General features: G+C 66.1%; 20 protein-coding genes. 16 read left to right on the top strand and 4 right to left on the bottom strand.

Features of this window, described 5'->3' with window-relative positions; all coding sequences use genetic code 11:
* Positions 1–56: 56 nt before the first annotated feature.
* Both CAL29_RS17995 and CAL29_RS17990 read left to right on the top strand, forming a co-directional pair.
* Positions 57–635 (top strand): TetR/AcrR family transcriptional regulator, encoded by a 579-nt coding sequence (locus CAL29_RS17995; RefSeq protein ID WP_094854440.1) that lies wholly within the window; start codon positions 57–59, stop codon positions 633–635.
* Between the two features lie 629 nt (positions 636–1,264).
* Positions 1,265–1,549 carry an accessory factor UbiK family protein gene (locus tag CAL29_RS17990; protein WP_094854439.1) on the top strand — a complete coding sequence of 95 codons (285 nt, stop codon included), beginning with the start codon at positions 1,265–1,267 and terminating at the stop codon, positions 1,547–1,549.
* A gap of 70 nt (positions 1,550–1,619) precedes the next feature.
* On the opposite strand, the gene CAL29_RS17985 is transcribed toward CAL29_RS17990, so the two are convergent.
* Positions 1,620–2,303, bottom strand: coding sequence for a GntR family transcriptional regulator (locus CAL29_RS17985; protein WP_094854438.1), 684 nt, complete (start codon positions 2,301–2,303; stop codon positions 1,620–1,622).
* A gap of 343 nt (positions 2,304–2,646) precedes the next feature.
* Between CAL29_RS17985 and araD the strand changes: the two genes are divergently transcribed.
* A complete protein-coding gene (araD, locus tag CAL29_RS17980; RefSeq protein ID WP_094854437.1) occupies positions 2,647–4,386 on the top strand; it encodes an L-arabinonate dehydratase in 1,740 nt (579 codons plus the stop codon).
* A 76-nt stretch (positions 4,387–4,462) separates the two neighbouring features.
* The gene (locus tag CAL29_RS17975; protein WP_204524296.1) at positions 4,463–5,179 is read left to right on the top strand and encodes a ribonuclease activity regulator RraA; all 717 of its coding nucleotides are present in this window, start codon (positions 4,463–4,465) and stop codon (positions 5,177–5,179) included.
* A 93-nt stretch (positions 5,180–5,272) separates the two neighbouring features.
* Here the strand turns inward: CAL29_RS17975 and CAL29_RS17970 are convergent, their stop codons facing one another.
* A complete protein-coding gene (locus CAL29_RS17970) occupies positions 5,273–6,274 on the bottom strand; it encodes a Bug family tripartite tricarboxylate transporter substrate binding protein (protein ID WP_094854435.1) in 1,002 nt (333 codons plus the stop codon).
* A gap of 106 nt (positions 6,275–6,380) precedes the next feature.
* Complete coding sequence (locus CAL29_RS17965) at positions 6,381–7,295, bottom strand: LysR family transcriptional regulator (RefSeq protein WP_094854434.1); 915 nt, start codon at positions 7,293–7,295, stop codon at positions 6,381–6,383.
* Positions 7,296–7,397: 102 nt separating this feature from the next.
* Between CAL29_RS17965 and CAL29_RS17960 the strand changes: the two genes are divergently transcribed.
* The 5 genes from CAL29_RS17960 (at position 7,398) to CAL29_RS17940 (ending at position 12,804) form a co-directional block, all read left to right on the top strand.
* Entirely contained in the window at positions 7,398–8,357 is a 960-nt protein-coding gene (locus CAL29_RS17960) for a tripartite tricarboxylate transporter substrate binding protein (RefSeq protein WP_256977553.1), read from the top strand.
* Positions 8,358–8,408: 51 nt separating this feature from the next.
* Positions 8,409–9,827, top strand: coding sequence for a 3-isopropylmalate dehydratase large subunit (gene leuC / locus CAL29_RS17955; protein WP_094854432.1), 1,419 nt, complete (start codon positions 8,409–8,411; stop codon positions 9,825–9,827).
* On the top strand, positions 9,820–10,461 hold the full coding sequence (gene leuD / locus CAL29_RS17950; RefSeq protein WP_094854431.1) for a 3-isopropylmalate dehydratase small subunit: 642 nt from the start codon (positions 9,820–9,822) through the stop codon (positions 10,459–10,461). Before leuC ends, leuD begins: the two co-directional genes overlap by 8 nt.
* A 188-nt stretch (positions 10,462–10,649) precedes the next feature.
* Positions 10,650–11,699, top strand: a complete 1,050-nt coding sequence (locus tag CAL29_RS17945) for a TauD/TfdA family dioxygenase (protein ID WP_094854430.1) — start codon at positions 10,650–10,652, stop codon at positions 11,697–11,699.
* Positions 11,700–11,805: 106 nt separating this feature from the next.
* Entirely contained in the window at positions 11,806–12,804 is a 999-nt protein-coding gene (locus tag CAL29_RS17940) for a Bug family tripartite tricarboxylate transporter substrate binding protein (RefSeq protein ID WP_094854429.1), read from the top strand.
* Between the two features lie 33 nt (positions 12,805–12,837).
* On the opposite strand, the gene CAL29_RS17935 is transcribed toward CAL29_RS17940, so the two are convergent.
* Positions 12,838–13,734, bottom strand: coding sequence for a LysR family transcriptional regulator (locus CAL29_RS17935; RefSeq protein WP_179284097.1), 897 nt, complete (start codon positions 13,732–13,734; stop codon positions 12,838–12,840).
* 148 nt (positions 13,735–13,882) lie between these two features.
* Here CAL29_RS17935 and CAL29_RS17930 point away from each other — a divergent pair, with 148 nt between their 5' ends.
* From CAL29_RS17930 to CAL29_RS17900, 7 genes are all read left to right on the top strand, one after another.
* Positions 13,883–15,394, top strand: coding sequence for a YifB family Mg chelatase-like AAA ATPase (locus tag CAL29_RS17930; RefSeq protein WP_094854428.1), 1,512 nt, complete (start codon positions 13,883–13,885; stop codon positions 15,392–15,394).
* A gap of 131 nt (positions 15,395–15,525) precedes the next feature.
* Positions 15,526–16,605 carry a type VI immunity family protein gene (locus CAL29_RS17925; RefSeq protein ID WP_094854427.1) on the top strand — a complete coding sequence of 360 codons (1,080 nt, stop codon included), beginning with the start codon at positions 15,526–15,528 and terminating at the stop codon, positions 16,603–16,605.
* 434 nt (positions 16,606–17,039) lie between these two features.
* Positions 17,040–17,237 (top strand): 50S ribosomal protein L35, encoded by a 198-nt coding sequence (gene rpmI, locus CAL29_RS17920; protein WP_094854426.1) that lies wholly within the window; start codon positions 17,040–17,042, stop codon positions 17,235–17,237.
* Between the two features lie 17 nt (positions 17,238–17,254).
* Entirely contained in the window at positions 17,255–17,614 is a 360-nt protein-coding gene (rplT, locus tag CAL29_RS17915; RefSeq protein WP_094854425.1) for a 50S ribosomal protein L20, read from the top strand.
* Between the two features lie 152 nt (positions 17,615–17,766).
* The gene (gene pheS / locus CAL29_RS17910; RefSeq protein WP_094854424.1) at positions 17,767–18,789 is read left to right on the top strand and encodes a phenylalanine--tRNA ligase subunit alpha; all 1,023 of its coding nucleotides are present in this window, start codon (positions 17,767–17,769) and stop codon (positions 18,787–18,789) included.
* A 12-nt stretch (positions 18,790–18,801) separates the two neighbouring features.
* Positions 18,802–21,231, top strand: a complete 2,430-nt coding sequence (gene pheT, locus CAL29_RS17905; protein WP_094854423.1) for a phenylalanine--tRNA ligase subunit beta — start codon at positions 18,802–18,804, stop codon at positions 21,229–21,231.
* A gap of 23 nt (positions 21,232–21,254) precedes the next feature.
* Positions 21,255–21,602, top strand: coding sequence for an integration host factor subunit alpha (locus CAL29_RS17900; protein ID WP_179284096.1), 348 nt, complete (start codon positions 21,255–21,257; stop codon positions 21,600–21,602).
* Positions 21,603–21,633 lie beyond the last annotated feature (31 nt).

Raw genomic sequence — 21,633 nt, 5'->3', positions numbered from 1 at the left:
TGCTGATATGCTCAGCCTACATTGTTATTTCATAGACTGCAATCAATATCTGAACTATGCCTAGATGGAAACCCAATGCCGCCGGCCGGCTACATGACGCAGCCATCGCGTTGTTCGTCGAGCAAGGCTTCGACAACACGACCGTGGCCGAGATCGCCGAGCGCGCCGGACTGACCGAGCGCACCTTCTTCAATCATTTCGCCAACAAGCGGGACGTGCTGTTCGGCAAGCCTTCCGAACTTCAGGAACAGATCGTGGCTAGGGAGATCGCGGCATCCGCTGCCGATGTCGCCGCTCTCGACGCGGTCGTGCATGGCCTACAGGCGACCGCCGACGAGGTCCTCGAGGAACTACGCGGCCCGGCGACCCGCCGGCGGCAAATCATCGCTACCACACCGGAATTGCAGGAGCGCGAGGAGAGCAAGCTGTCTTCTCTCACCTCAGTCATCGCCCGCACCCTCCAGAAACGCGGCCTGGATTCTGATGCGGCACTTCTTACCGCGCGTGTAGGCGTGCTCATCAAACAGATGGCTGAGCAGCGCTGGGTGCAGCCAGGCGAGCAACGACGGCTGCGGGAGCTGCTTGCCGACGCGCTAGCGTCGATTCGTGCGGTTACCAACCAGACTCCGCCTTGAAATGTCGTCTGATCGATATCCAGCCATTTGGCAGAACGAGAGAGGTTGAGTTGCTCATCAGCACAGGTCTTCAACAGATCCACGCAGACGGTCGGCTATGTCTCGACCCTTGAGCCGATGGGATGGTGCCGTAAGCAGAGGGGAAATCGGTCATTCCAAGGCGGATCGAGGCGAGTTCTTCGTTCGGAGCGCTGAAACCGATTGCGCTATGCTGGCTGAACAAGCCCGCTCTTTGCTGACAATCGCCCCCGATGCAGTACGCTCCCGCTTTCCACCGCAACGCTCTTATGTGGCTCCTAACCCACAAAGCGGTAGCCCGGTAAAGTGCCTCGAAGTACAGCTAAGCCAAAGTCCTGTATAAGATTTTTGGCCCTTAGTGATTCTCCCAAGAGGCTTGACGCAGGAACTTTTTTGCCGCCGGGCCGCTCCCAAGGCAAAAAAGCCCCCTCGGGGGGCAGCAAGCGGCGTAGCCGCGCGGCGTGGGGGCTTTTTTATCTTGGCCGCGCCAAAGTCTGCCTATTGTTCCCTGGCCGGTCACGGCGCGGGCGGCGCGTGGCCGGATTTTCGCGGGCGAAGCGATTTACACTGGCAATACGCGACTTTCAATCTTCGCGGAACAGGATGCAGACATGAACACCACCAATCCCATGCAATGGATGGAAGACATCCAGAAGAACATTTCGGACCTGATCGCGCGCAGCCCCGCGGCGGATGTCGAGCGCAACGTGCGCGCGATGATGACGCAAGGCTTCGCCAAGCTCGATCTGGTGACGCGGGAGGAGTTCGACGTCCAGGCCGATCTGCTCGCCCGCACGCTCGCGCGCGTGGATCAACTGACCAACCAGTTGGCGGCGCTGGAGGCGCGGGTGTCCAAGCTGGAAGGCGGCGCGGAGGGTAGCGCGCCTCAAGCCTGAGACCCAAAGCCTGAGCCCCCGCCTGAGAGCACCGAGCCGCGCACCGAGTCGTGCACCGAGCCGGCGCGCGTCAGGTGTTGAAATACTCGGGGTGGCGCGCGCGTATTTCCTCCACCTGCCGCAGCGTGTGCGACAGGTGTTCGCGCAGGCGTTCTTCCGCCAGCGCCGGATCGGCCGCGGCGATGGCGTCGACGATCAGCGTGTGATCGTTCAGGATGCGCTGCGCCTTGCCCAGCGCGGGCAGGTGCAGCCGCCGCAGGCGGTCGATATGGCCGCTGCGGCTGTACACCAGTTGCCACAAGTCCTGCATATGGGCGGCCGCATACAGCTCCCGGTGAAACTCCTGGTCGGCGGCGGCGAAAGCCTCGAAGTCCGCCGCCCGCACCTGGGCCTGCTGCACGTCCAGTAACCCGCGCAGGCGCTTGACCAGCGCGTCGTTGCCGGCGCTGGCCAATTCGCGCACCAGTTCCTGCTCGATGGCGCGGCGCAGGAAGTGCGCCTGCCCGGCGCGGTCGAGATCGATCTTGCTGACCCGCGTGCCGGCCTGGGGAATCACGTCCACCAGGCCTTCTTCCTCCAGGCGCATGAGCGCGTCGCGCACGGGCGTCTGGCTGACCCCGTACTGCGCGGCCAGTTCCGGACGCACCAAGGCGGTGCCCGGCGGCAAGGCCAGGGAAACGATGGCCTCGCGCAGCAATTCATAGAGCTGCGGGGCGGCCTGCCGGTAGCGGTCCAGCCTGACGGATTCGTTCATGGCGAGCGGCGATGAGTAAGGGGTAGGCGCGGGAACGCGGAGCGGGGCATGGGCTTGTTCATGATGTACTAATGTATTAGTATATTTTAAATCGAGAATGAACAACTGTCGGCGGGATGCCGGGCAAGTTTGGCCGCGAAATCCATCGCGACATCGCAGCCAAACCCGCCCGGATTTCCCGCCATGGCGGAGGAGACATGCACGGGCGTTCCATCACGCCTGACCGCGCCACGCCGCGCTTGCCATCTGCTGGCGGGCGAGGGCGGCGCGCGCCCGCGCGGCTTCCGCACAGTACATCCCATTTTTCCGTCGACGCCGCCGAGGCGCTTTCCGAGCAAATACGATGACTACTCACAAGAAGACTCCCCAGACCCTGCGCAGCGCGCGCTGGTTCGCCCCCGACGACCTGCGCGGTTTCGGCCATCGTTCGCGCGCCATGCAGATGGGCTATTCGCCGGAGGAATGGGCCGGGCGTCCCGTGATCGGCATCGTCAATACGTGGTCGGACATCAACCCCTGTCATACCCATTTCAAGCAACGCGTCGAGGACGTGAAGCGGGGCGTCTTGCAGGCCGGCGGCTTTCCCATCGAACTGCCGGCCCTGTCGCTGGCGGAACAATACGTCAAGCCGACCACGATGCTGTACCGGAACATGCTGGCGATGGACGCGGAGGAGCTCTTGCGCTGCCATCCCGTCGACGGCGTGGTGCTGATGGGCGGTTGCGACAAGACCACGCCCGCGTTGCTGATGGGTGCCACCAGCGCCGGCCTGCCGGCCATCTACGTGCCGGCCGGCCCCATGCTGCGCGGCAACTGGCAAGGCCACACGCTGGGCTCGGGCTCCGACGCGTGGAAGTTCTGGGACGACCGCCGCGCCGGCGTCATCACCGAACAGCAGTGGATCGGCATCCAGGGCGGCATCGCGCGCAGCCACGGCACCTGCATGACCATGGGCACGGCCAGCACGATGACGGCCATCGCCGAAGCCCTGGGAATGACCTTGCCGGGCGCCTCGTCGATTCCGGCGCCGGACGCCAACCACGTCCGGATGAGTTCGGAGTCGGGCCGGCGCATCGTGGAAATGGTGTGGGAGGACTTGACGCCGGCTCGCATCCAGACCCGCAAGGCCTTCGAGAACGCCATCACCGTGGCCATGGCCATGGGCTGTTCCACCAACGCCATCATCCACGTGATCGCCCAGGGGCGCCGCGCGGGCCACGACATCAGCCTGGACGATTTCGAGAAGGCCAGCCGCAAGGTGCCGGTGATCGCCAACGTGCGCCCCAGCGGCGACAAGTACCTGATGGAGGACTTCTTCTACGCGGGCGGCCTGCCGGCCATGATGACGCGCATCCGCGAGCATCTGCACCTGGACGAGATGACCGTCACCGGCCGCACGCTGGGACAGAACATCGAGGGCGCGGCGGTGTACAACGACGACGTCATCCGCACCGTGGAGAACCCGGTCTATGCCGAGGGTTCGCTGGCCGTGCTGCGCGGCAACCTGGCCCCGGACGGCTGCGTGATGAAGCCGGGCGCCGCGGATCCGCGCTTCCTCAAGCACTCCGGCCCGGCCCTGGTGTTCGACGACTATCCCTCGATGAAGGCGGCCATCGACGACGAAAACCTGGACGTCACGGCGGATCACGTGCTGATCCTGCGCAACGCCGGTCCGCAGGGCGGCCCGGGCATGCCCGAATGGGGCATGCTGCCCATCCCCAAGAAACTCGTGAAGCAGGGCGTGCGCGACATGGTGCGCCTGTCCGACGCGCGCATGAGCGGCACCAGCTATGGCGCCTGCATCCTGCACGTGTCGCCGGAGTCGTACGTCGGCGGTCCGCTGAGCCTGGTGCGCAACGGCGACATCATCACGCTGGACGTCGATGCGCGCACCATCAGCCTGGACGTGGACGATGCCGAGCTGCAGCGCCGCCGCGCCGAATGGCGCCAGCCCGAGCGCCGCTACGAGCGCGGCTATGGCTGGATGTTCTCCAAGCACATCGAGCAGGCCGACCAGGGCTGCGATTTCGATTTCCTGCGCACCGACTTCGGCGCGCCGGTGCGCGAGCCGGACATCTTCTGATCGCGGCTTGCCGATGCGCCGGCCGTTCCTTTTTCGTTCCGCAACCCATACAGACATACGGATAGAGACACCCATGCTGAAACCCGAGACCCGTGAATTGCTGCGCGGCGTGAGCACCGCCACCTTGTGCACCTGCCTGTTCAAGCGCGGCCTGCGCACGCAGATGATCCAGGGCGCCTTGCCCGTGGGCGGCGTGCGCGGCGGTCCGTCCATGGTGGGCGAGGCCTTCACCCTGCGCTACATGCCGGCGCGCGAAGACCTCAACGGCATCGAAGTCTTCCGCGACCGCGCGCATCCGCAGCGCAAGGCCGTCGAGGATTGCCCGCCCGGGGCGGTGCTGGTGATCGATAGCCGCAAGGACGCGCGCGCGGCCTCGGCCGGCGGGATACTCGTCGGCCGCTTGCAGGCGCGCGGCGTGGAGGGCGTGGTGACCGACGGCGGTTTCCGCGACGCGCCCGAGATCGGCAAGATGAAGATCCGCGCCTATCACCAGCGCCCGTCGGCGCCGACCAATCTGACGCTGCACCAGGCCATCGACATCAACGTGCCCATCGGCTGCGGCGACGCGCCGGTGTTTCCCGGCGACGTCATCGTCGGCGACGACGAGGGCGTGCTGGTGATTCCCGCGCACATGGCCGATGAAATCGCCGCCGAGGCCGCGGAGATGACGGTGTTCGAGGACTTCGTGGCCGAGCAGGTGGCCAACGGCCGTTCCATCCTGGGCCTGTATCCCGCGACCGATCCGCAGACGCCGATCGATTTCGCGGCGTGGCGCAAGGAACGCAATCGTTGATCGGCCGGGGCGCCGGCTTTCCCGCCGGCGCGGCGGCTCGATAGCGATAGCAGGGCGGCTATCGATGCGATCGATAGCCGCGGGCGCGCTGCCTCAATCCGCCTTGATGCCCAGGTCGGCGGCGACCTTGCCCCATTTTTGCAGTTCCGCGCCTATGTAGTCGCGGAAGGCCGCCGGCGAGCCGGCATCGGGAACCAGGCCGGCTTCCAGCAGCTTGTCGCGGATGCCGGGGTCGGACTGCAGCTTGGCGATGGCATGGTTCAGCTTCTCGACGACGTCCGGCGCCAGCCCGGGCGGCCCGGCCAATCCCTGCCACGCGACCACCTCGAAGCCCGGCAACTGGGCGGCCTCGGCGATGGTGGGAATGTCCGGGTACTCGGCAACGCGGCGCGATCCGCCGACGGCCAGCGCGACGAGCTTGCCGGCTTTCACCTGCTGCATCATCGTGCCCTGGTCGGCGAATATCATGTCGATATGCCCGGCGACCAGGTCGCCGAGCAGCGCGCCGGTGCCTTTGTACGGGACGTGCAGGAGCTTGATTCCCGTCTTCGATTCGAAAAGCGCGGCGGCCATCTGCTGCATGCTGCCGGTCCCCGACGACCCGTAGGTAAGGGTGCCCGGATGCGCCTTGGCATAGGCCACCAGTTCGGCCACGCTGTGCACCGGCACCTTGCCGGGGTTCACCACCAGCACGTAATTGACCGCGACGGTCTTGGTGATGGGGGTCAACTGCTTGAGCGGATCGAAGGGATTGTTCTTGTAGATGACCGGGTTGATGCCCAGGGTGGCGATGTTCCCCAGCACCAGCGTATAGCCGTCGGGCGCGGATCGCGCCACGGTTTCCGTGCCGATGATGCCGCTCGCGCCGGGACGGTTGTCCACCACCACGCTTTGCCCGAGTTCCTTGCCCAGCGCGGGGGCGACGATGCGGGCGTAGACGTCCACGGCGCCGCCGGGTGAGAACGGGACGATCAGCCGGATGGGCTGGCTGGGATAGGCATCGGCCGCCGATGATGCGAAGGGGGCGCCGAGCAGCCCGGCCGTCAGCGCGCCCGCGGAAAACCATCGGCGCGCCAATTTTGAAAGAAGCTTCATCGATGTCTCCCTCGATGCCGTATTGCGGGATTCCCGCGTGCGGATGGCTCTCCGCCGCCGCGCCCCGGTGCGCTTGCCTGATTATCGGTCCAGGCATGGCGGCACGCTACCACTGGCCGTCCCTGTCGCGCCGCTGCGGCGCGAAGGTGTCCAAAAGAAAGTCCACCAGCGCGCGCGTCTTCGCCGAGAGATAGTTCCTGGTGGGAAATACCGCATAGATGTCCGCGGGGGGCAGGTCCCATTTCGGCAGCACGCGCTCCAGGCGTCCGCTCTGGAGCAGGGGCTTTATCTCCCACAAAGACCGCATCAGGATGCCATGGCCGTCCAGCGCCCAGTTCACGACGCATTCCCCGTCGTTGGAGGCGAGCGGGCCGCGGACCTTGACGGTTTCCGACGCGCCGCCGGACTGCAGGTGCCAGGTGCCGAAGGTCTCGTCGTTTTCCTGGATGAAGAGGCAGGCGTGCCGGGCCAGTTCGCGCGGCGTCGCCGGGTGGCCGTGCGTGGACAGGTAAGCCTTGGAGGCGCCCAGCACGCGGCGGTTGTGGGCCAGCAGCCGCGCCGTCAGCGTCGAGTCGGGCAGTTCCCCTATCCGGATCTGCAGGTCGAACCCCTGCTCGATGAGGTTGACGGGACGGTCCGTGAGCGTGAGCTGGACCTCGACGTCGGGAAAGCGCCGGGCGAATTCGGACAGCGCCGGCGAGATGAAACGGCGGCCGAATCCCAGCGTCGCCACCACGCGCAGGATGCCCCGGGGGATGGCCCGCGCGCCGGCGACCTTGCGCTCCAACGCTTCCAGTTCTTCCAGCACGCGCGCGCCTTCGAGCAGGTAGGTTTCTCCCTCCGGCGTCAGGCTGGCCCGCCGCGTCGTCCGGTTCAGGAGCCGCACCCCCAGACGCCGTTCGACGGCGTGCAGGCGCTTGCTGACCGCGGGAGGCGTGATGCCCAGTTGCTGCGCCGCCTCGCGCAGGCTGGCGTGTTTCGCGAGGACGGCAAAGAACTCCAGGTCGGAGAGGGGGCTCATTATGAACTCAAAGGAAATAAATAACTAATTTGGAACGACATTATCGCGGATCAATTCACTATTAAGATTCGACCACACAATCATCATTAAATGGAGACACTTATGCTGCGTCGCGGGCTTCTCGCCATCCTCGCCACTTTCGCGTTCTGTACCAGCGCCTCGGCCGACTATCCCGAGCGGCCCATCAAGCTCATCGTTCCCTATGCGCCCGGCGGCAGCGCGGATATCGTCGCCCGCATGGTCGGCGACGAATGGGCCAAGGCCCTGGGCCGCGCCATCGTCATTGAAAACCGGGGCGGTGCCGGCGGAAACGTGGGCGTGGACGCCGTCGCGAAGTCGGCGCCCGACGGTTACACCATCGGCCTGCAGACCGTGTCGCTGGCCATCAATCCGGCCCTGTTCCCCCACATGCCGTACGACACCTTGAAGGACCTGGCGCCCATCGGCATGGTGGCGTCCTCGCAGCACGTGCTGGTCGTCAACAACGAGGTCCCGGTCAAGAGCGTCAAGGAGCTGATCGAACTGGCCAAGAAGGAGCCGGGCAAGCTGACCTATGCCTCGGCCGGGCCCGGCAGCACCTTCCATATGGCGGCCGAGTTGTTCAAGGCGGTGGCGGGGGTGGACATGGTGCACATCCCTTATCGCGGTGGCGGTCCCGCCCTGATCGACGTGATGAGCGGGCAGGTGCAGTTGTGCTTCCCCGTCCTGGCGGCCGCGCAAGGCCAGATCCAGAGCGGCAAGATACGCGCGCTGGGCGTGACGGGCGCCAAGCGCTCGCCGCTGATGCCCGACGTTCCGACCATCGCCGAAGCCGGCCTGCCGGGTTATTCCTTCGATACGTGGTTCATCGTCTTCGCGCCGGCGCGCACGCCCCAGCCCGTCATCGACAAGCTGAACGAAACCCTCGACAAGGTGCTCGCTTCCAAGGCGATGTCGGACCGCATGAACCGTGAAGGTTTCGAGGCGACGCCGTCCACGCCCGCGCAGGCCCGGGCCCGCCTCGAAACCGAAATCCCCAAATGGGACAAGCTGGTCAAGGACCGCGGCATCACCATCCAGTGAGCCCGGCCGACCTCGCTATCCAGACGCTTTCCAGATATTCCCGGACGCCAAATGTCTCCACGAACGCTCTACCAGAAGCTCATAGACTCGCATACGGTGGCAAGGCTCGATGAGCAGAACATCCTGCTTTTCTGCGACCTGCACCTGATGAACGAGTACACCAGCCCGCAGGCCTTCGCCGGCCTGTACGAAGAAGGCCGGGGCGTGCCGATGCCCGGCCAGAACGTGGCCGTGGTCAGCCACATCATCCCCACCCATCCGGGCCGGATACGCGTCATCGCCGACCCGCCCTCGGCCTTGCAGGCGAGTTATCTGAAGAAGAACTGCGACACCTTCGACATCCCGCTGTTCGACACGAACGATGCCCTGCAAGGCATCGAGCACGTCGTCGCCCCCGAGCACGGGATGATCCGGCCCGGCATGGTGGTGATCTGCGGCGATAGCCATACGACCACGTATGGCGCGTTGGGCGCGCTCGGCTTCGGCATCGGCACCACCGAGGTCGAGCACGTCCTGGCCACGCAGACGCTGGTCTACCGGGTCGCCCGGACCATGCACATCCGCGTCGACGGCCAACTGGCCGCGGGCGTGACGGCGAAGGACCTGGTGCTGGCCATCATCGGCCGCATCGGCGCGCGCGGGGCGCTGGGCTACGTCATCGAGTACAGCGGCAGCGCCATCGAGGCGCTGTCCATCGAGGCCCGGTTCACGCTGTGCAATATGATCGTCGAGGCGGGCGCCCGCGGCGCGCTGATCGCGCCCGACCAGAGGGCGATCGACTACGTGATGGCGCGCGCTCCCGACCTCGCGGGTGAGCATCGCCAGGCCGCGCTGGCGGCGTGGCGCGACCTGCGCACCGACGACGGCGCCGCCTACGATGCGTTCCACGCGTTCGACGCGCGCGACATCGCGCCGCAAGTCACCTGGGGGACGAGCCCGGACCAGGTCGTCGCCATCGACGGACAGGTGCCGCGCCTGCGCGATCTCGCCGAGGGGGCGGCGCGCGCCAGCGGCGCGCGCGCGATGGCGTACACGAAGTTGCGGGAAGGCGATGCGATCGAAGGCACGCCGATCCAGCACGTCTTCATCGGCTCCTGCACCAACGGCCGGATCGAAGACCTGCGCGCGGCGGCGGCCGTCATTTGCGGCCGCCGCGTCGCCGAGGGCGTGCGGGCCATGGTCGTGCCGGGCTCGGGGATGGTCAAGGCCGCGGCGGAAGCGGAAGGGCTGGACAAGGTCTTCATCGAAGCCGGGTTCGAGTGGCGCAATGCGGGCTGTTCGATGTGCCTGGCCATGAACGACGACGTGCTGGCCGACGGCGTGCGCTGCGCGTCCACGACCAACCGCAACTTCGAGGGCCGGCAGGGCAGGGGCGCCATCACCCACCTCATGAGCCCGGCAATGGCCGCCGCGGCGGCAACGACGGGGCGCATCACGGACGTGCGCCGGCTGGAGAAGAATCATGGCTGACACCGCGAAGATAGAAGGGCGCGCCGCGCCTTTGCCGATCGAGAACCTGGACACCGACCAGATCATGCCCAAGCAGTTCCTGCGCGGCATCGACAAGTCGGGGCTGACCGAGGGCCTGCTTTACGACCTGCGGTTCGACACCGCGGGAAGGCCGAACCCGGATTTCGTGCTGAACCAGGCGGCTTACGATGGTGCCTCGGTGCTGGTGGGCGGTTCCAATTTCGGCTGTGGCTCCAGCCGCGAGCATGCCGTCTGGGGCCTGTTGCAGTACGGGTTCCGGGCGGTCGTGGCGCCTAGCTTCGCCGAGATTTTCTTCTCCAATGCGATGAACAACCGGCTCTTGCTGGTGACGCTGCCCGCGGCGGAGATCGCGAAGCTGATGGCCGACGCCGGCGACCCCGCCGGGAACGCGGTAACGATAGACGTGCACGCGCAGACGCTGCGCAGCCGCAGCGTGCAGGCGAACTTCGACATGGTCCCGCGCCATCGCCGCATGTTCCTGGAGGGCCTGGACAACATCGGCCTGTCCCTGACCTACCAGGACGAGGTGCGGCGTTTCGCCGCGCGCCATTGGCAGGCGCAGCCATGGCTCAAGGACGTCGCCGCGCTGACGCGCAAGCGGTTGTCGGCGTGACCGGGCATCGATCGGCCGGAGGCGGGTAATCCCGGATATCGGATTTTCCGTCGCCGCGGCGACGGAATTGTTCGCTTTTTGCCGCACCGCCGGCTTCCTATACTTCCCCTCGAATTACAGCTAATGGCAGATCGCCCGGCGCCCTCGCGGCAAGGGAGATCCGCCGCATTCAAGGGGAGTTCGCATTCATGGAAGCACAAGTAGAACGTTCGCGGGACCTTGCGGAAGGCGAGGTGGTGAGCATACTGGATACGTCCAGGCCGGGCTGCCCGTTGATCCGCGACACGCCGCTGACGGGCGCGATCGTCTGGGACCGCGAGACGCTGGCGCCCGATGACGGCCAGCTTCATCTGGACGACGATTGCCTCGGCGAGATCGACGCCTTCGTGGAGGCGCTGCGCCGCAATCCGCTGCCGACGCTGTTGCTGACGCCCGGCGACCACGACATGCCTCGCTGCCGGGCGTTGATGGCGCGGGCGCGCGACATTCTGCGCGACGGCGTGGGCTTCGTCATCCTGGACAGGATTCCGGTCCAGCAGTATTCGCAGGAGGAGTGCCGGGCGATCTACTGGATGCTGGGGCAGATGGTGGCGCGTCCGGTCGCGCAAAGCTTCGACGGAAAAATGATCTACGACGTCAAGGACCAGGGCCGCGCATACAGCACTTCCGTTCGTGGAGACACCACGCGGAAAGACCAGAATTTCCATACCGACAACAACTACAACCTGTGCCCGCCGCATTATGTGGCGTTGTTTTGCCTGCATCCCGCCATGACCGGCGGCATCAACAGCATCGTCAGCTTCTATGCCGTCTACAACGAAATGCTCAGGCGCCATCCCATCGAGTTGGTCGAACGCCTGTACAGGCCCTTCCTGGCGAACCGACAGCGCGAGCATTATCCCGGCGACCCGATGGTGCTGAATCGTCCTCTCTTTACCTACGACGGCGATCGCCTGGACTGCAAACTGTCGCGCCATCAGACGCTCAGCGGCTATCACCTGGCGGGCCAGGCGCTCGACCCCCTGGGGCTGGAAGCGCTGGATGCCCTGGAGTCCATCATGGCGGAAGCGCGTTGGAACCGGGAGTTTTTCTTCGAGCGGGGCCAGATCCAGATCGTGGACAATCGGCGTTGCGGTCATCGGCGCACGGGTTTCGTGGATTACCCGGAGCCGGAGCGCAAACGGCATCTGTTGCGCTTGTGGCTGCGCGATACCGGGCGCCGCTCGTACCACGGTTGATCGTCCCTGGACGGGAAATCATAAAAGGCTGTTCGCGCGGTTCGAAGCGTGGGAGCGGGGGAGACATGGACACCACTTTTCCAGATAAAGATACAAGGGGCTTTCCATGGACTTTTCCTCCGCTATCCGCGTCATCGGGTCACGGCTGTTGGCCGTCCTGTCGTTCGCCGTCCCTTTGGGATGGCTCGCGCCGGCATGCGCCGGCAATTATCCCGAGCATCCGATCAAGATCATCGTGCCATTCACGCCGGGCGGCACGTCCGACGTGCTGGCCCGGACGGTCGCCGAACAGATGGCCCTGGATCTCGGCCAGCCCGTCATCGTGGAAAACCGTCCCGGCGCCGGCAGCGCCCTGGGGACCGGCGTGGCCGCGCGCAGCGCGCCGGACGGCTACACGCTGTTGATGGGCTCCAACTCCGCGCTGGCGGTCAATCCGGCCCTGGTCGACGATCTTCCATACGATGCCGCGCGCAGCTTCGTACCTATCTCGCTGGTGGCGGGAATCCAGAACATCCTGCTGGTCAATCCCTCGCTGCCGGTGAGGAACGTGCAGGAGCTGATCGCCTACGGCAAGACGCATAAGCTCTTTTTCGCCAGCGCGGGAACAGGGTCCTCGCCCCACATGTCGGCCGAGCTTTTCGAGGCGCTGGCGGGCATCGAAATGACGCATGTTCCGTTCAAGGGCGGCCCGCAGGCGCTGAGCGAAGTGGTGGCGGGCCGGGTCGACCTGGTCTTCGACAACATGCCGACCGCGGCCACGATGGTGAAGTCCGGACAGTTGCGGGGCTTGGCGGTGACGGGATCGCACGCCTCTCCCATGGTGCCCGATATTCCGACGGTGGCCTCGCAGGGCCTGCCGGGGTATGACGTGACCGTGTGGTATGGCTTGATGGCGCCGGCGGGCACCCCGCAGGCCATCGTCGACACGCTCGGCAAGGAAACCGCCGCGATTCTTGCGCGTGACGATATACGCAAGAAGCTCATCGGCATCGGCACCGAGCCGCAAAGCATGACGCCCGCTGAATTCGGCGCATTCATCGATGGCGAACGCGCGAAGTGGGCTCAGGTCATAAACAAGGCGGGCATCAAGACGGCGGCGCGCTGACGGCGCCCGGCGGCCGGGCTTGCCGCGCCGCGCTCAGGGCGCCGGTCGCGGGAATTCGCTGATTTCCGCGGCCAGCAGGGCGACGGCGGCGACGAGCGCGCCGGTATTGCTGCGCTGGTGAACCGCGACGAATTCCAGTCTCGGAAATGTCGGAGCGGTGTCGAGCACCGTCAACAGCCCGGCCAGCACCTCATTCCGGTGCGATGTCCGATGCAGCAGGCCGATGCCCAGGCCCGCCGCGATCAGCTTGGCGGCCATGCCCATGTCGTTGCAGGAGATATGGGGCGCGTATTCGACATTCGCGGCGCCGAACCATTGCGCGATCGCCGGGTGATGGGGCGAAGCCTGGGACAGGCCGACGATAGGCCATTTGACGAGATCGGCGGGCGTCAGCGTCCGCCCTGTCGGCAAGCCCAGTTCGGGGGATGCCATCCATACGAATTCGTCGTAGCCGAGCGACACGGCATTCAATGCGGGATCGATGACGGGGGCGCCGGCGAAGGCGATATCCAGTTCGCCCGACTTGACCATGTGCAGCAAGGGAGCGGTCAGTCCAAGCGTGATGTCGAAGCGCACTTGCGAATAGCGCGCGCGGATGGTGGAAATGAGGCGCGGCAGCCAGGTATGGGCAATGCGTCCCGCCACGCCGATGCGCAGCAGGCCCGTGAGCGCGTCGGGTTCGCCGAGATGAAAGCCGATGCGCTCGGACAGGCTGACGATCTGCCTGGCCCAGGGAAGGATTTCCTGGCCCTTGGCCGTCAATTGCAGGCCATGATGCGTGCGGTCGAAGAGTTCGACGCCCCACGTCGTTTCCAGTTCGCGTATGCGCGTCGATATCGTGGATTGGGTCGCATGCAAGGCCTTGGCGGCCGCGGCGAAACTGCCGACCTCGGCGACGCGGCAAAACGAAACCAGTTGTCGGATATTCATTTTTGACAGTGTGGTGGCGCCGGGGCGTGGCGGCAATCGGGAAAAATACGGTGGCGGGAAGCCCGGTGCCGAAAACGTCCCCCTTGCCTTCAGGCAAGACTCCCGCGGCGCATACTGCGGCCTTGACCGTTCACACCAGGAAGGCCGCATGACCTTAGCCGTTCTGACCAGTCGCGCGTTGGCGGGCATGGACGCGCCCGCCGTGCGCGTGGAGACGCATCTGGCCACGGGCTTGCCGGCCTTCACCGTGGTCGGCCTTGCCGACGTCGAGGTGCGCGAAAGCCGGGAGCGCGTGCGGGCGGCGATTCTCAATAGCGGGTATGAGTTTCCGGCGGGACGGATCACGGTGAACCTGTCGCCGGCGGACTTGCGCAAGGAGTCGGGGCGTTTCGATCTGCCCATGGCCTTGGGCGTGCTGCTGGCGTCGGGGCAGGTGACCATGCCGGCGTCGCGCGGGACCGATGGCGGGGATCCGTTGGCCCGGCTGGTGATGGCGGGCGAGTTGTCGCTGACCGGCGCGCTGGTGCCGGTCGCGGCGCCCTTGGCTATCGCCTTGGGGACCGCGCGCGATCATCCCGATGCCGAACTGATCCTGCCGGCGGTCAGCGCGGCGCAGGCGGCGCATGTGTCCGGGTTGCGGGTGTGGGCGGCGCGGACTCTGACCGAGGTGGTGTCGCACCTGACGGGGGCGGCGTCGCTGGCCCAGGCCCGTCCCGCGCCGTGGCCGGAGCCGCCGCCGCAGCCTTGCCTGACGGACGTGCGCGGGCAGGGCGGCGCGCGGCGGGCGCTGGAGCTGGCGGCCGCGGGCGGCCACAGCCTGTTGATGGTCGGGCCGCCGGGCGCGGGCAAGAGCATGCTGGCCCAGCGGCTGCCGGGCATTCTGCCGCCGTTGGCGCCGGAACAGGCGCTGGAGGCGGCCGCCATCGCCAGCCTGATAGGCGAGCCGGGCTGCGTGGGCGGGCAGCCGCCTTTCCGGGCGCCTCATCACACCGCCTCGGCGTCGGCCCTGGTCGGCGGCGGCGCGCGGCCCCGGCCGGGGGAGATCAGCCGGGCCCATCATGGGGTGCTGTTCCTGGACGAGTTGCCGGAGTTCGGCAGGCGTGCGCTGGAGGCCCTGCGCGAGCCGCTGGAGACCGGACGCGTCTCCATTTCCCGGGCCATGCAGACGGTGCATTATCCGGCGCGGTTCCAGTTCGTGGCGGCGATGAATCCCTGTCCTTGCGGCTGGCGCGGCCATCCCCGCCATGCCTGCCGTTGCTCCGCGGAGCAGGCGGCCCGCTATCGGGCCAAGGTGTCGGGCCCGCTGCTGGACCGCATCGATCTGCACGTGACCTTGCCGCCGGCCCAGGCGGATTGGATGTCCTTGCCCGCCGGCGAACCGTCCGCCCCGGTGCGCGGCCGGGTGGTCGCCTGCCGGGCGCGCCAGCAGGCCCGGCAGGGCGGCGCGAATGCCGCCCTGGACGGCAGCCAACTGGAGCGGCATTGCCCGCTGTCGGACGAGGCGCGGACCCTGCTGCGTGACGCCATGAGCCGCCGTCACGGCTCGGCGCGGGCGGCGCAGCGCGCCTTGCGCGTGGCCCGCACGGCGGCGGATCTGGAAGGGGAGGACGTCATCGAGGCCCGGCACGTGGCCGAGGCGGTCCAGTATCGGCTGGCGTGACCGCGATCGTGGGGAGGCGCCCGGGCGGCGTGGAATAATGCCCGTCTTCCCCGGCTGTTTTTCGCCTCTGGCCTCCGGGAAATCGATAGTCACGTTGCCGAGGCAATCGTCGAGTTTGTTGAGGACTCGCCATGATCGATCTTCCCTTCGACCCGATTCAGTTGATGCGTGAGCATCCCGAGAAGATGCGCGTGCCCGGCGGCCTGCTGGCCAAGCGAGGCCCGCAGGACTATGTGGGCAGCGTCCCGGCCATCACCGGCACGCTGTTCTTCAAGGATGCCCATCTGCCCGAAGTGCGCGAAGCCGTCTGCGCCTGTTTCGACGAGTACGAGGCCGTTGCCAAGGAACATCTGACTTGGCTTTGGCGCGCAGAACCGCCAGAAGGACCGGACAAGATCGCCTATCCTAAAGCCAAGCCCATGCGCGACATGATGAAGCGCGTGAAGGAAAACGATCTGGTGAGTTTCATCTATATCAGCGGCGAGCAACCGCACGATGCCGGCGACTGGGAGTTCCAGGTCTATGGCCTGCGAGGGTGGAAGGCGAAAATGGGCAATTGGGGCTTGTGTGCGCTGCGTTTCACCATGTCGCTGCTGTATGTCGAAGAGAATCCGACCACCTTCCAGGCCGTGTTCGTGAACTTTGCAAAGCGCCTGAAGGCGATCCATGGCCATGGCGGTCATGGTTTGGTGCTCTCGGCAGTCCGCGCGATCGATAACCAACCGTTCGAAGCGTACTTGGCCGACAAGTTCAGTGGGTTTGACGCTGGCGATCTGATCGGTAGCGCCTCCCATGCCCACGAAGGCATCAAGACCGTCTCTTGGCTGACGGCGGTGAACTATGAGATGGTCGAGAAGATCGGCGGACTGTCGGCAATCCGCTCCGAACTGCCGATGGACTGGTTCGCGCTGTACGACTACGGCGCGGGCCTGGTGATCCAGGCCGGCCCGAAGCCGGAGGCCGCGCCGACCGATCAGCCCAAGCCCGCCCGGCTGGTGCTCCCCAACATGCTGCTCAAGCCGGTGCGTACCCCTGAGATTGGATGGCTGCACCACGGTTCAAAGGACGGCGAACCACGCATCATCGGCTGCGGCGCGGAGCAGTGGCTCCAGCGCTTCGACGTGCCCGAGGACGAACTGATGGGCTACAAGGCCCGGCTATTGGACGAGCCGAAGCTGACCAATGTCACCACGCTGCCGGATCGGCTATGACGGAAATTCGGTTCGCCATAGCGCGGCCATCGTTCGCGTAAGGATGGATGGGCTTGAGGCGCCGCGGCCTCGCCCGTCCCCTCAGTGTGTTACACATAGACATCGCTATTTGGGCAGATCGGACGTTTTCACGCGGTCCCGACGCCCCGGATGGCGGTTGGCTGGACAAACGCTGAAAAACCACCATATAATCAAAGGCTTTCCAGCGTTAGCCGGGCTTCCTTGGTCCGATTTCCCCAGCGTGTCGTCTTTTTACGGCGCCGGCGGCGGGTCGGGCGAGGCCAAAAGCCCTTGCGGCTTTCACTGGGAAATCCACAAGTGTCCCCGGGTAGACCAAGTCTTCCTCCCGTCCAGGTCGCGCGATGCGCGGCGGCAAGCGGGCGCAAGCACCCGTGTGGCCATAACGTTAACGATGTCTTAAGAACGGACTTATCATGCCCAAGATGAAGACCAAGAAAAGCGCCGCCAAGCGCTTTCAGGTTCGCGGCAGCGGATCGATCAAGCGGGGTCAGGCCTACAAGCGCCACATCCTGACCAAGAAGACCACGAAGAACAAGCGTCAACTGCGCGGCTCCAAGGCCGTCCATGAGACCAACGTCGCCTCCGTCAAGGCGATGATGCCTTTCGCTTGATATAACGGAGATCCAACATGCCTCGCGTCAAACGTGGTGTAACCGCCCGCGCTCGTCACAAGAAAGTCATCAACGCCGCCAAGGGCTATCGTGGCCGCCGCGGTAATGTATTCCGCATCGCCAAGCAGGCGGTCATGCGTGCCGGCCAGTACGCCTATCGCGACCGCCGCAACAAGAAGCGCACCTTCCGCGCCCTGTGGATCACGCGTATCAACGCCGCCTGCCGTGAGCTGGGCGTCAGCTACAGCGTGTTCATCGCCGGCCTGAAGAAGGCGTCGATCGATCTGGACCGCAAGGTGCTGGCCGATCTGGCTGTTCACGACGCCGCCGGCTTCGCCGCCGTGGTGCAACAGGCCAAGGCTGCCCTGGCTGCCTGATCGCTGTTAGGTAGTACCGAGTAGTAACGTGCAAACAGGGCTGTCATGGCCCTGTTTGCGTTTGTGGGGACAGGCGGCCGGGTTTCGCCCCGCGCCTGTTCCAAGCCGCGCCACGCGCGGCCCCTGGTCAGTATTTCGGGATCGCTGAACCCATGACTCTTTTGGTCGATGACCTGATCGCTCAGGCGCAAGAACGATTCGCCGCGGCCCCCGACGCCGCCGCGCTGGAAAACGCCAAGGCGCGTTTTCTGGGCAAGGAAGGCGCCCTTACCGTGTTGCTCAAGGGCATGGCCGCGCTGAGCCCCGAGCAGAAGCGCGAAGCGGGCGCCCGCATCAATCAGGCCAAGCAGCAGATCGAAGCGCTGCTGAACCAGCGCCGCGCCGAACTGGCGCAGGCCGAGCTGGACGCGCGCCTGGCTTCCGAAACCATCGACGTCACCTTGCCCGGCCGCGGCCGCGCCGTGGGCGGCATCCATCCGGTGATACGCACCTGGCAGCGCGTCGAGGCCATCTTCCGCTCCATCGGCTTCGACGTGGCCGACGGCCCGGAAATCGAAAACGACTGGACCAACTTCACCGCGCTGAACAATCCGGAGAACCATCCGGCGCGTTCCATGCAGGACACCTTCTACGTCGACATGAACGACGACAAGGGCCTGCCCCTGCTGCTGCGCACGCACACCAGCCCGATGCAGGTGCGCTACGCGCGCATGAACAAGCCGCCCATCAAGGTCATCGCGCCCGGCCGCACCTATCGCGTCGATAGCGACGCGACCCACTCGCCGATGTTCCATCAGGTCGAGGGGCTGTGGATCGCCGAGGATATTTCCTTCGCCGACCTGAAGGGCGTGTACACCGATTTCCTGCGTTGCTTCTTCGAAAGCGACGACCTGGTGGTGCGTTTCCGTCCTTCGTTCTTCCCCTTCACGGAACCCTCCGCCGAAATCGACATGATGTTCACCAGCGGGCCGAATCGCGGCCGCTGGCTGGAGATCTCCGGTTCCGGCCAGGTGCATCCGGAAGTGGTGCGCAATTTCGGTCTCGACCCCGAGCGCTATATCGGCTTCGCGTTCGGCTCCGGCCTGGAGCGCCTGACGATGCTGCGCTACGGCGTCAACGACTTGCGCCAGTTCTACGAAGGCGACCTGCGCTTCCTGCGCCAGTTCAACGAATAAACAGGGCCCATCATGCAATTCCCCGAATCCTGGCTGCGCGCCCTGGTCGATCCGGCCATCGATACCGAGGCGCTGGCGCACCGGTTGACGATGGCCGGTCTGGAAGTCGAAGAAACCCAAACCGCCGCGCCGCCGTTCAGCGGCGTGGTGGTGGCGCATATCGTCGAGATCGCGCCGCATCCCGATGCCGACAAGCTGCGCGTCTGCCAGGTCGACGACGGCTCCGGCCAACTGTTGCAGATCGTCTGCGGCGCGCCCAACGCGGCCGCCGGCCTGAAGGTGCCGCTGGCCCGCGTGGGCGCGGAATTGCCCGGCGGCATGAAGATCGGCGTGGCCAAGATGCGCGGCGTGCAGTCCGCCGGCATGCTGTGCTCGGCGCGTGAGCTGGGCCTGTCGCAGGACCACGGCGGCCTGCTCGAACTCCCCGCGGACATGGCCGTGGGCGTTTCGCTGCGCGAGGCGCTGGACCTGGACGACACGCTGTTCACCCTGAAGCTGACGCCCAACCGCGCCGATTGCCTGTCCATCCTGGGCGTGGCGCGCGAAGTCGCCGCCCTGACCGGCGCGCCGTTGCGCGTGCCCTCGGCCGAACCGGTGGCGGTGACGCTGCAGGATCGCGTGCCGGTGCGCGTCGAGGCGCCCGACCTGTGCGGCCGTTTCGCCGGCCGCGTGATCCGCGGCGTCAATGCGCGCGCGGCCACGCCGGAATGGATGAAGACGCGCCTGGAACGCGCGGGCCAGCGTTCGGTCTCGGCGCTGGTGGACATCTCCAACTACGTGCTGCTGGAGCTGGGCCGTCCCACCCACGTTTTCGACCTGGACAAGATCAAGGGCGACCTGGTGGTGCGCTGGGCCCATGCCGACGAGCCGGTGACGCTGCTCAATGGCCAGACCCTGAAGCTGGCGCCGGACGTCGGCGTGATCGTCGCCGGCGATACGGTGGAAAGCATGGCCGGCATCATGGGCGGCGACGCCACCGCGGTGACGCTGGATACGCAGAATATCTATGTCGAGGCCGCCTTCTGGTGGGCCGACGCCATCGCCGGCCGCGCGCGCCGCTACAAGTTCAGCACCGAAGCCAGCCATCGCTTCGAGCGCGGCGTCGATTACGCCAACATTCCCGAGCACTTGGAATTCATCACCAGCCTCATCGTGGCTATCTGCGGCGGCCAGTGCGGTCCCGTGGACGACCAGATCGTCAACCTGCCGCAACGTCCGCCGGTGCGCATGCGCCTGGCGCGCTGCCATCGCGTGCTGGGCGTGCCGGTGGAACGCGCGGAAGTCGAACAGATCTTCACGCGCCTGGGCTTGCCCTTCGAGCTGGACGGCGACACCTTCGTGGTGCAGCCGCCGTCCTATCGCTTCGACCTGAGCATCGAGGAAGATCTCATCGAGGAAGTGGCGCGGGTCTATGGCTTCGAGCGCATTCCCGACGTGCCGCCCGTGGCGCGCGCCAAGATGCGCATGGCGCCCGAGACGCTGCGCGGCCCGCACGCGCTGCGCCAGGTGCTGGCCGGGCAGGACTACCAGGAAGTCGTGAACTTCAGCTTCGTCGAAGCCGACTGGGAACGCGACTATGCCGGCAATGCGGATCCGATTCGCCTGCTCAATCCCATCGCCAGCCAACTGGCGGTGATGCGTTCCAGCCTGCTGGGCGGCCTGGTCGCCAACATCGTGCACAACGCCAACCGCAAGCAGTCGCGGGTTCGCGTGTTCGAGCTGGGCCGCGTGTTCCGGCGCGACGGCTCGGTGGCCGATGGGCCGCTGACGGTCGCCGCCGTCAGCCAGCCGCTGAAACTGGCGGCCGCGGCGTGGGGCCCCAGCGTGGAAGAGCAGTGGGGCGCGCCGACGCGCCCGGTGGATTTCTACGACGTCAAGATGGACGTCAGCGTGCTGTTCGGCAAGCGCGGCGCCGACCTGCGTTTCGTCGCGGCGCAGCATCCGGCCCTGCATCCGGGCCGCAGCGCGCGCATCGAACTGGACGGCAAGGCGGTTGGCTGGATCGGCGAACTGCATCCGCGCTGGGCGCAGAAGGCCGAACTGGCGCATGCGCCGGTGTTGTTCGAGGTCGACGTCGACGTCCTGGAGCAAGGCCTGCTGCCGCAGGTGCGCGAGCTGTCCCGCCAGCCGGTGGTGGTGCGCGACCTGGCGCTGTGGGTGGACGAGGGCGTGACCGCCCAATCCATGCAGGACACCATCGCGGCCACGGTCGCCGCCGACGCGCGCCTGGCTATTGTCCAGCAGTCGCGGCTCTTCGACGTGTGGCGCGAGAAAAACCAGGATTCGGGCCAAGTTGCTGATTCCGTTAAGGAAAAAAGCCTTGCTTTCCGCTTCTGGCTACAGGACACTGAGTCCACGCTGGACGAGGCGCGGGTCGCCGAGTGCCTGGGCATCATCCGCGATGCGCTCATCCAGGCGCACGGGGCACGACAGCGCGCGTAAGAAAACAACAGGGGAAAATGACCATGCTTACCGAACCTCGTACGTTGACCAAGGCCGAACTGGCCGAGCTGCTTTTCGAACGGGTGGGGCTCAACAAGCGTGAGGCCAAGGACTTCGTCGACACCTTCTTCGAAGAGATCCGCGATGCCTTGGCCAAGGGCGATCCCGATACGCCGCCGTCGGTCAAGCTGTCCGGCTTCGGCAATTTCCAGGTGCGCGACAAACCGCCGCGCCCCGGCCGCAATCCCAAGACCGGCGAGACCATTCCCATCGCGGCGCGGCGGGTGGTCACGTTCCATGCCAGCCAGAAGTTGAAGAGCATCGTCGAGAACGCACCGCCGTCGACGACGCCCGCCGGTTCCGTTGAGTAGTTTTCCCGGCCTGTTCCGGGGTTGATGTGTC

It is taken from the genome of Bordetella genomosp. 10 (genome assembly GCF_002261225.1).
In the GTDB taxonomy this organism is placed as follows: domain Bacteria; phylum Pseudomonadota; class Gammaproteobacteria; order Burkholderiales; family Burkholderiaceae_B; genus Bordetella_C.
The sequence above is the reverse complement of the archived record's forward strand: the minus strand, read 5'-3'. Positions and strand labels throughout refer to the sequence as shown.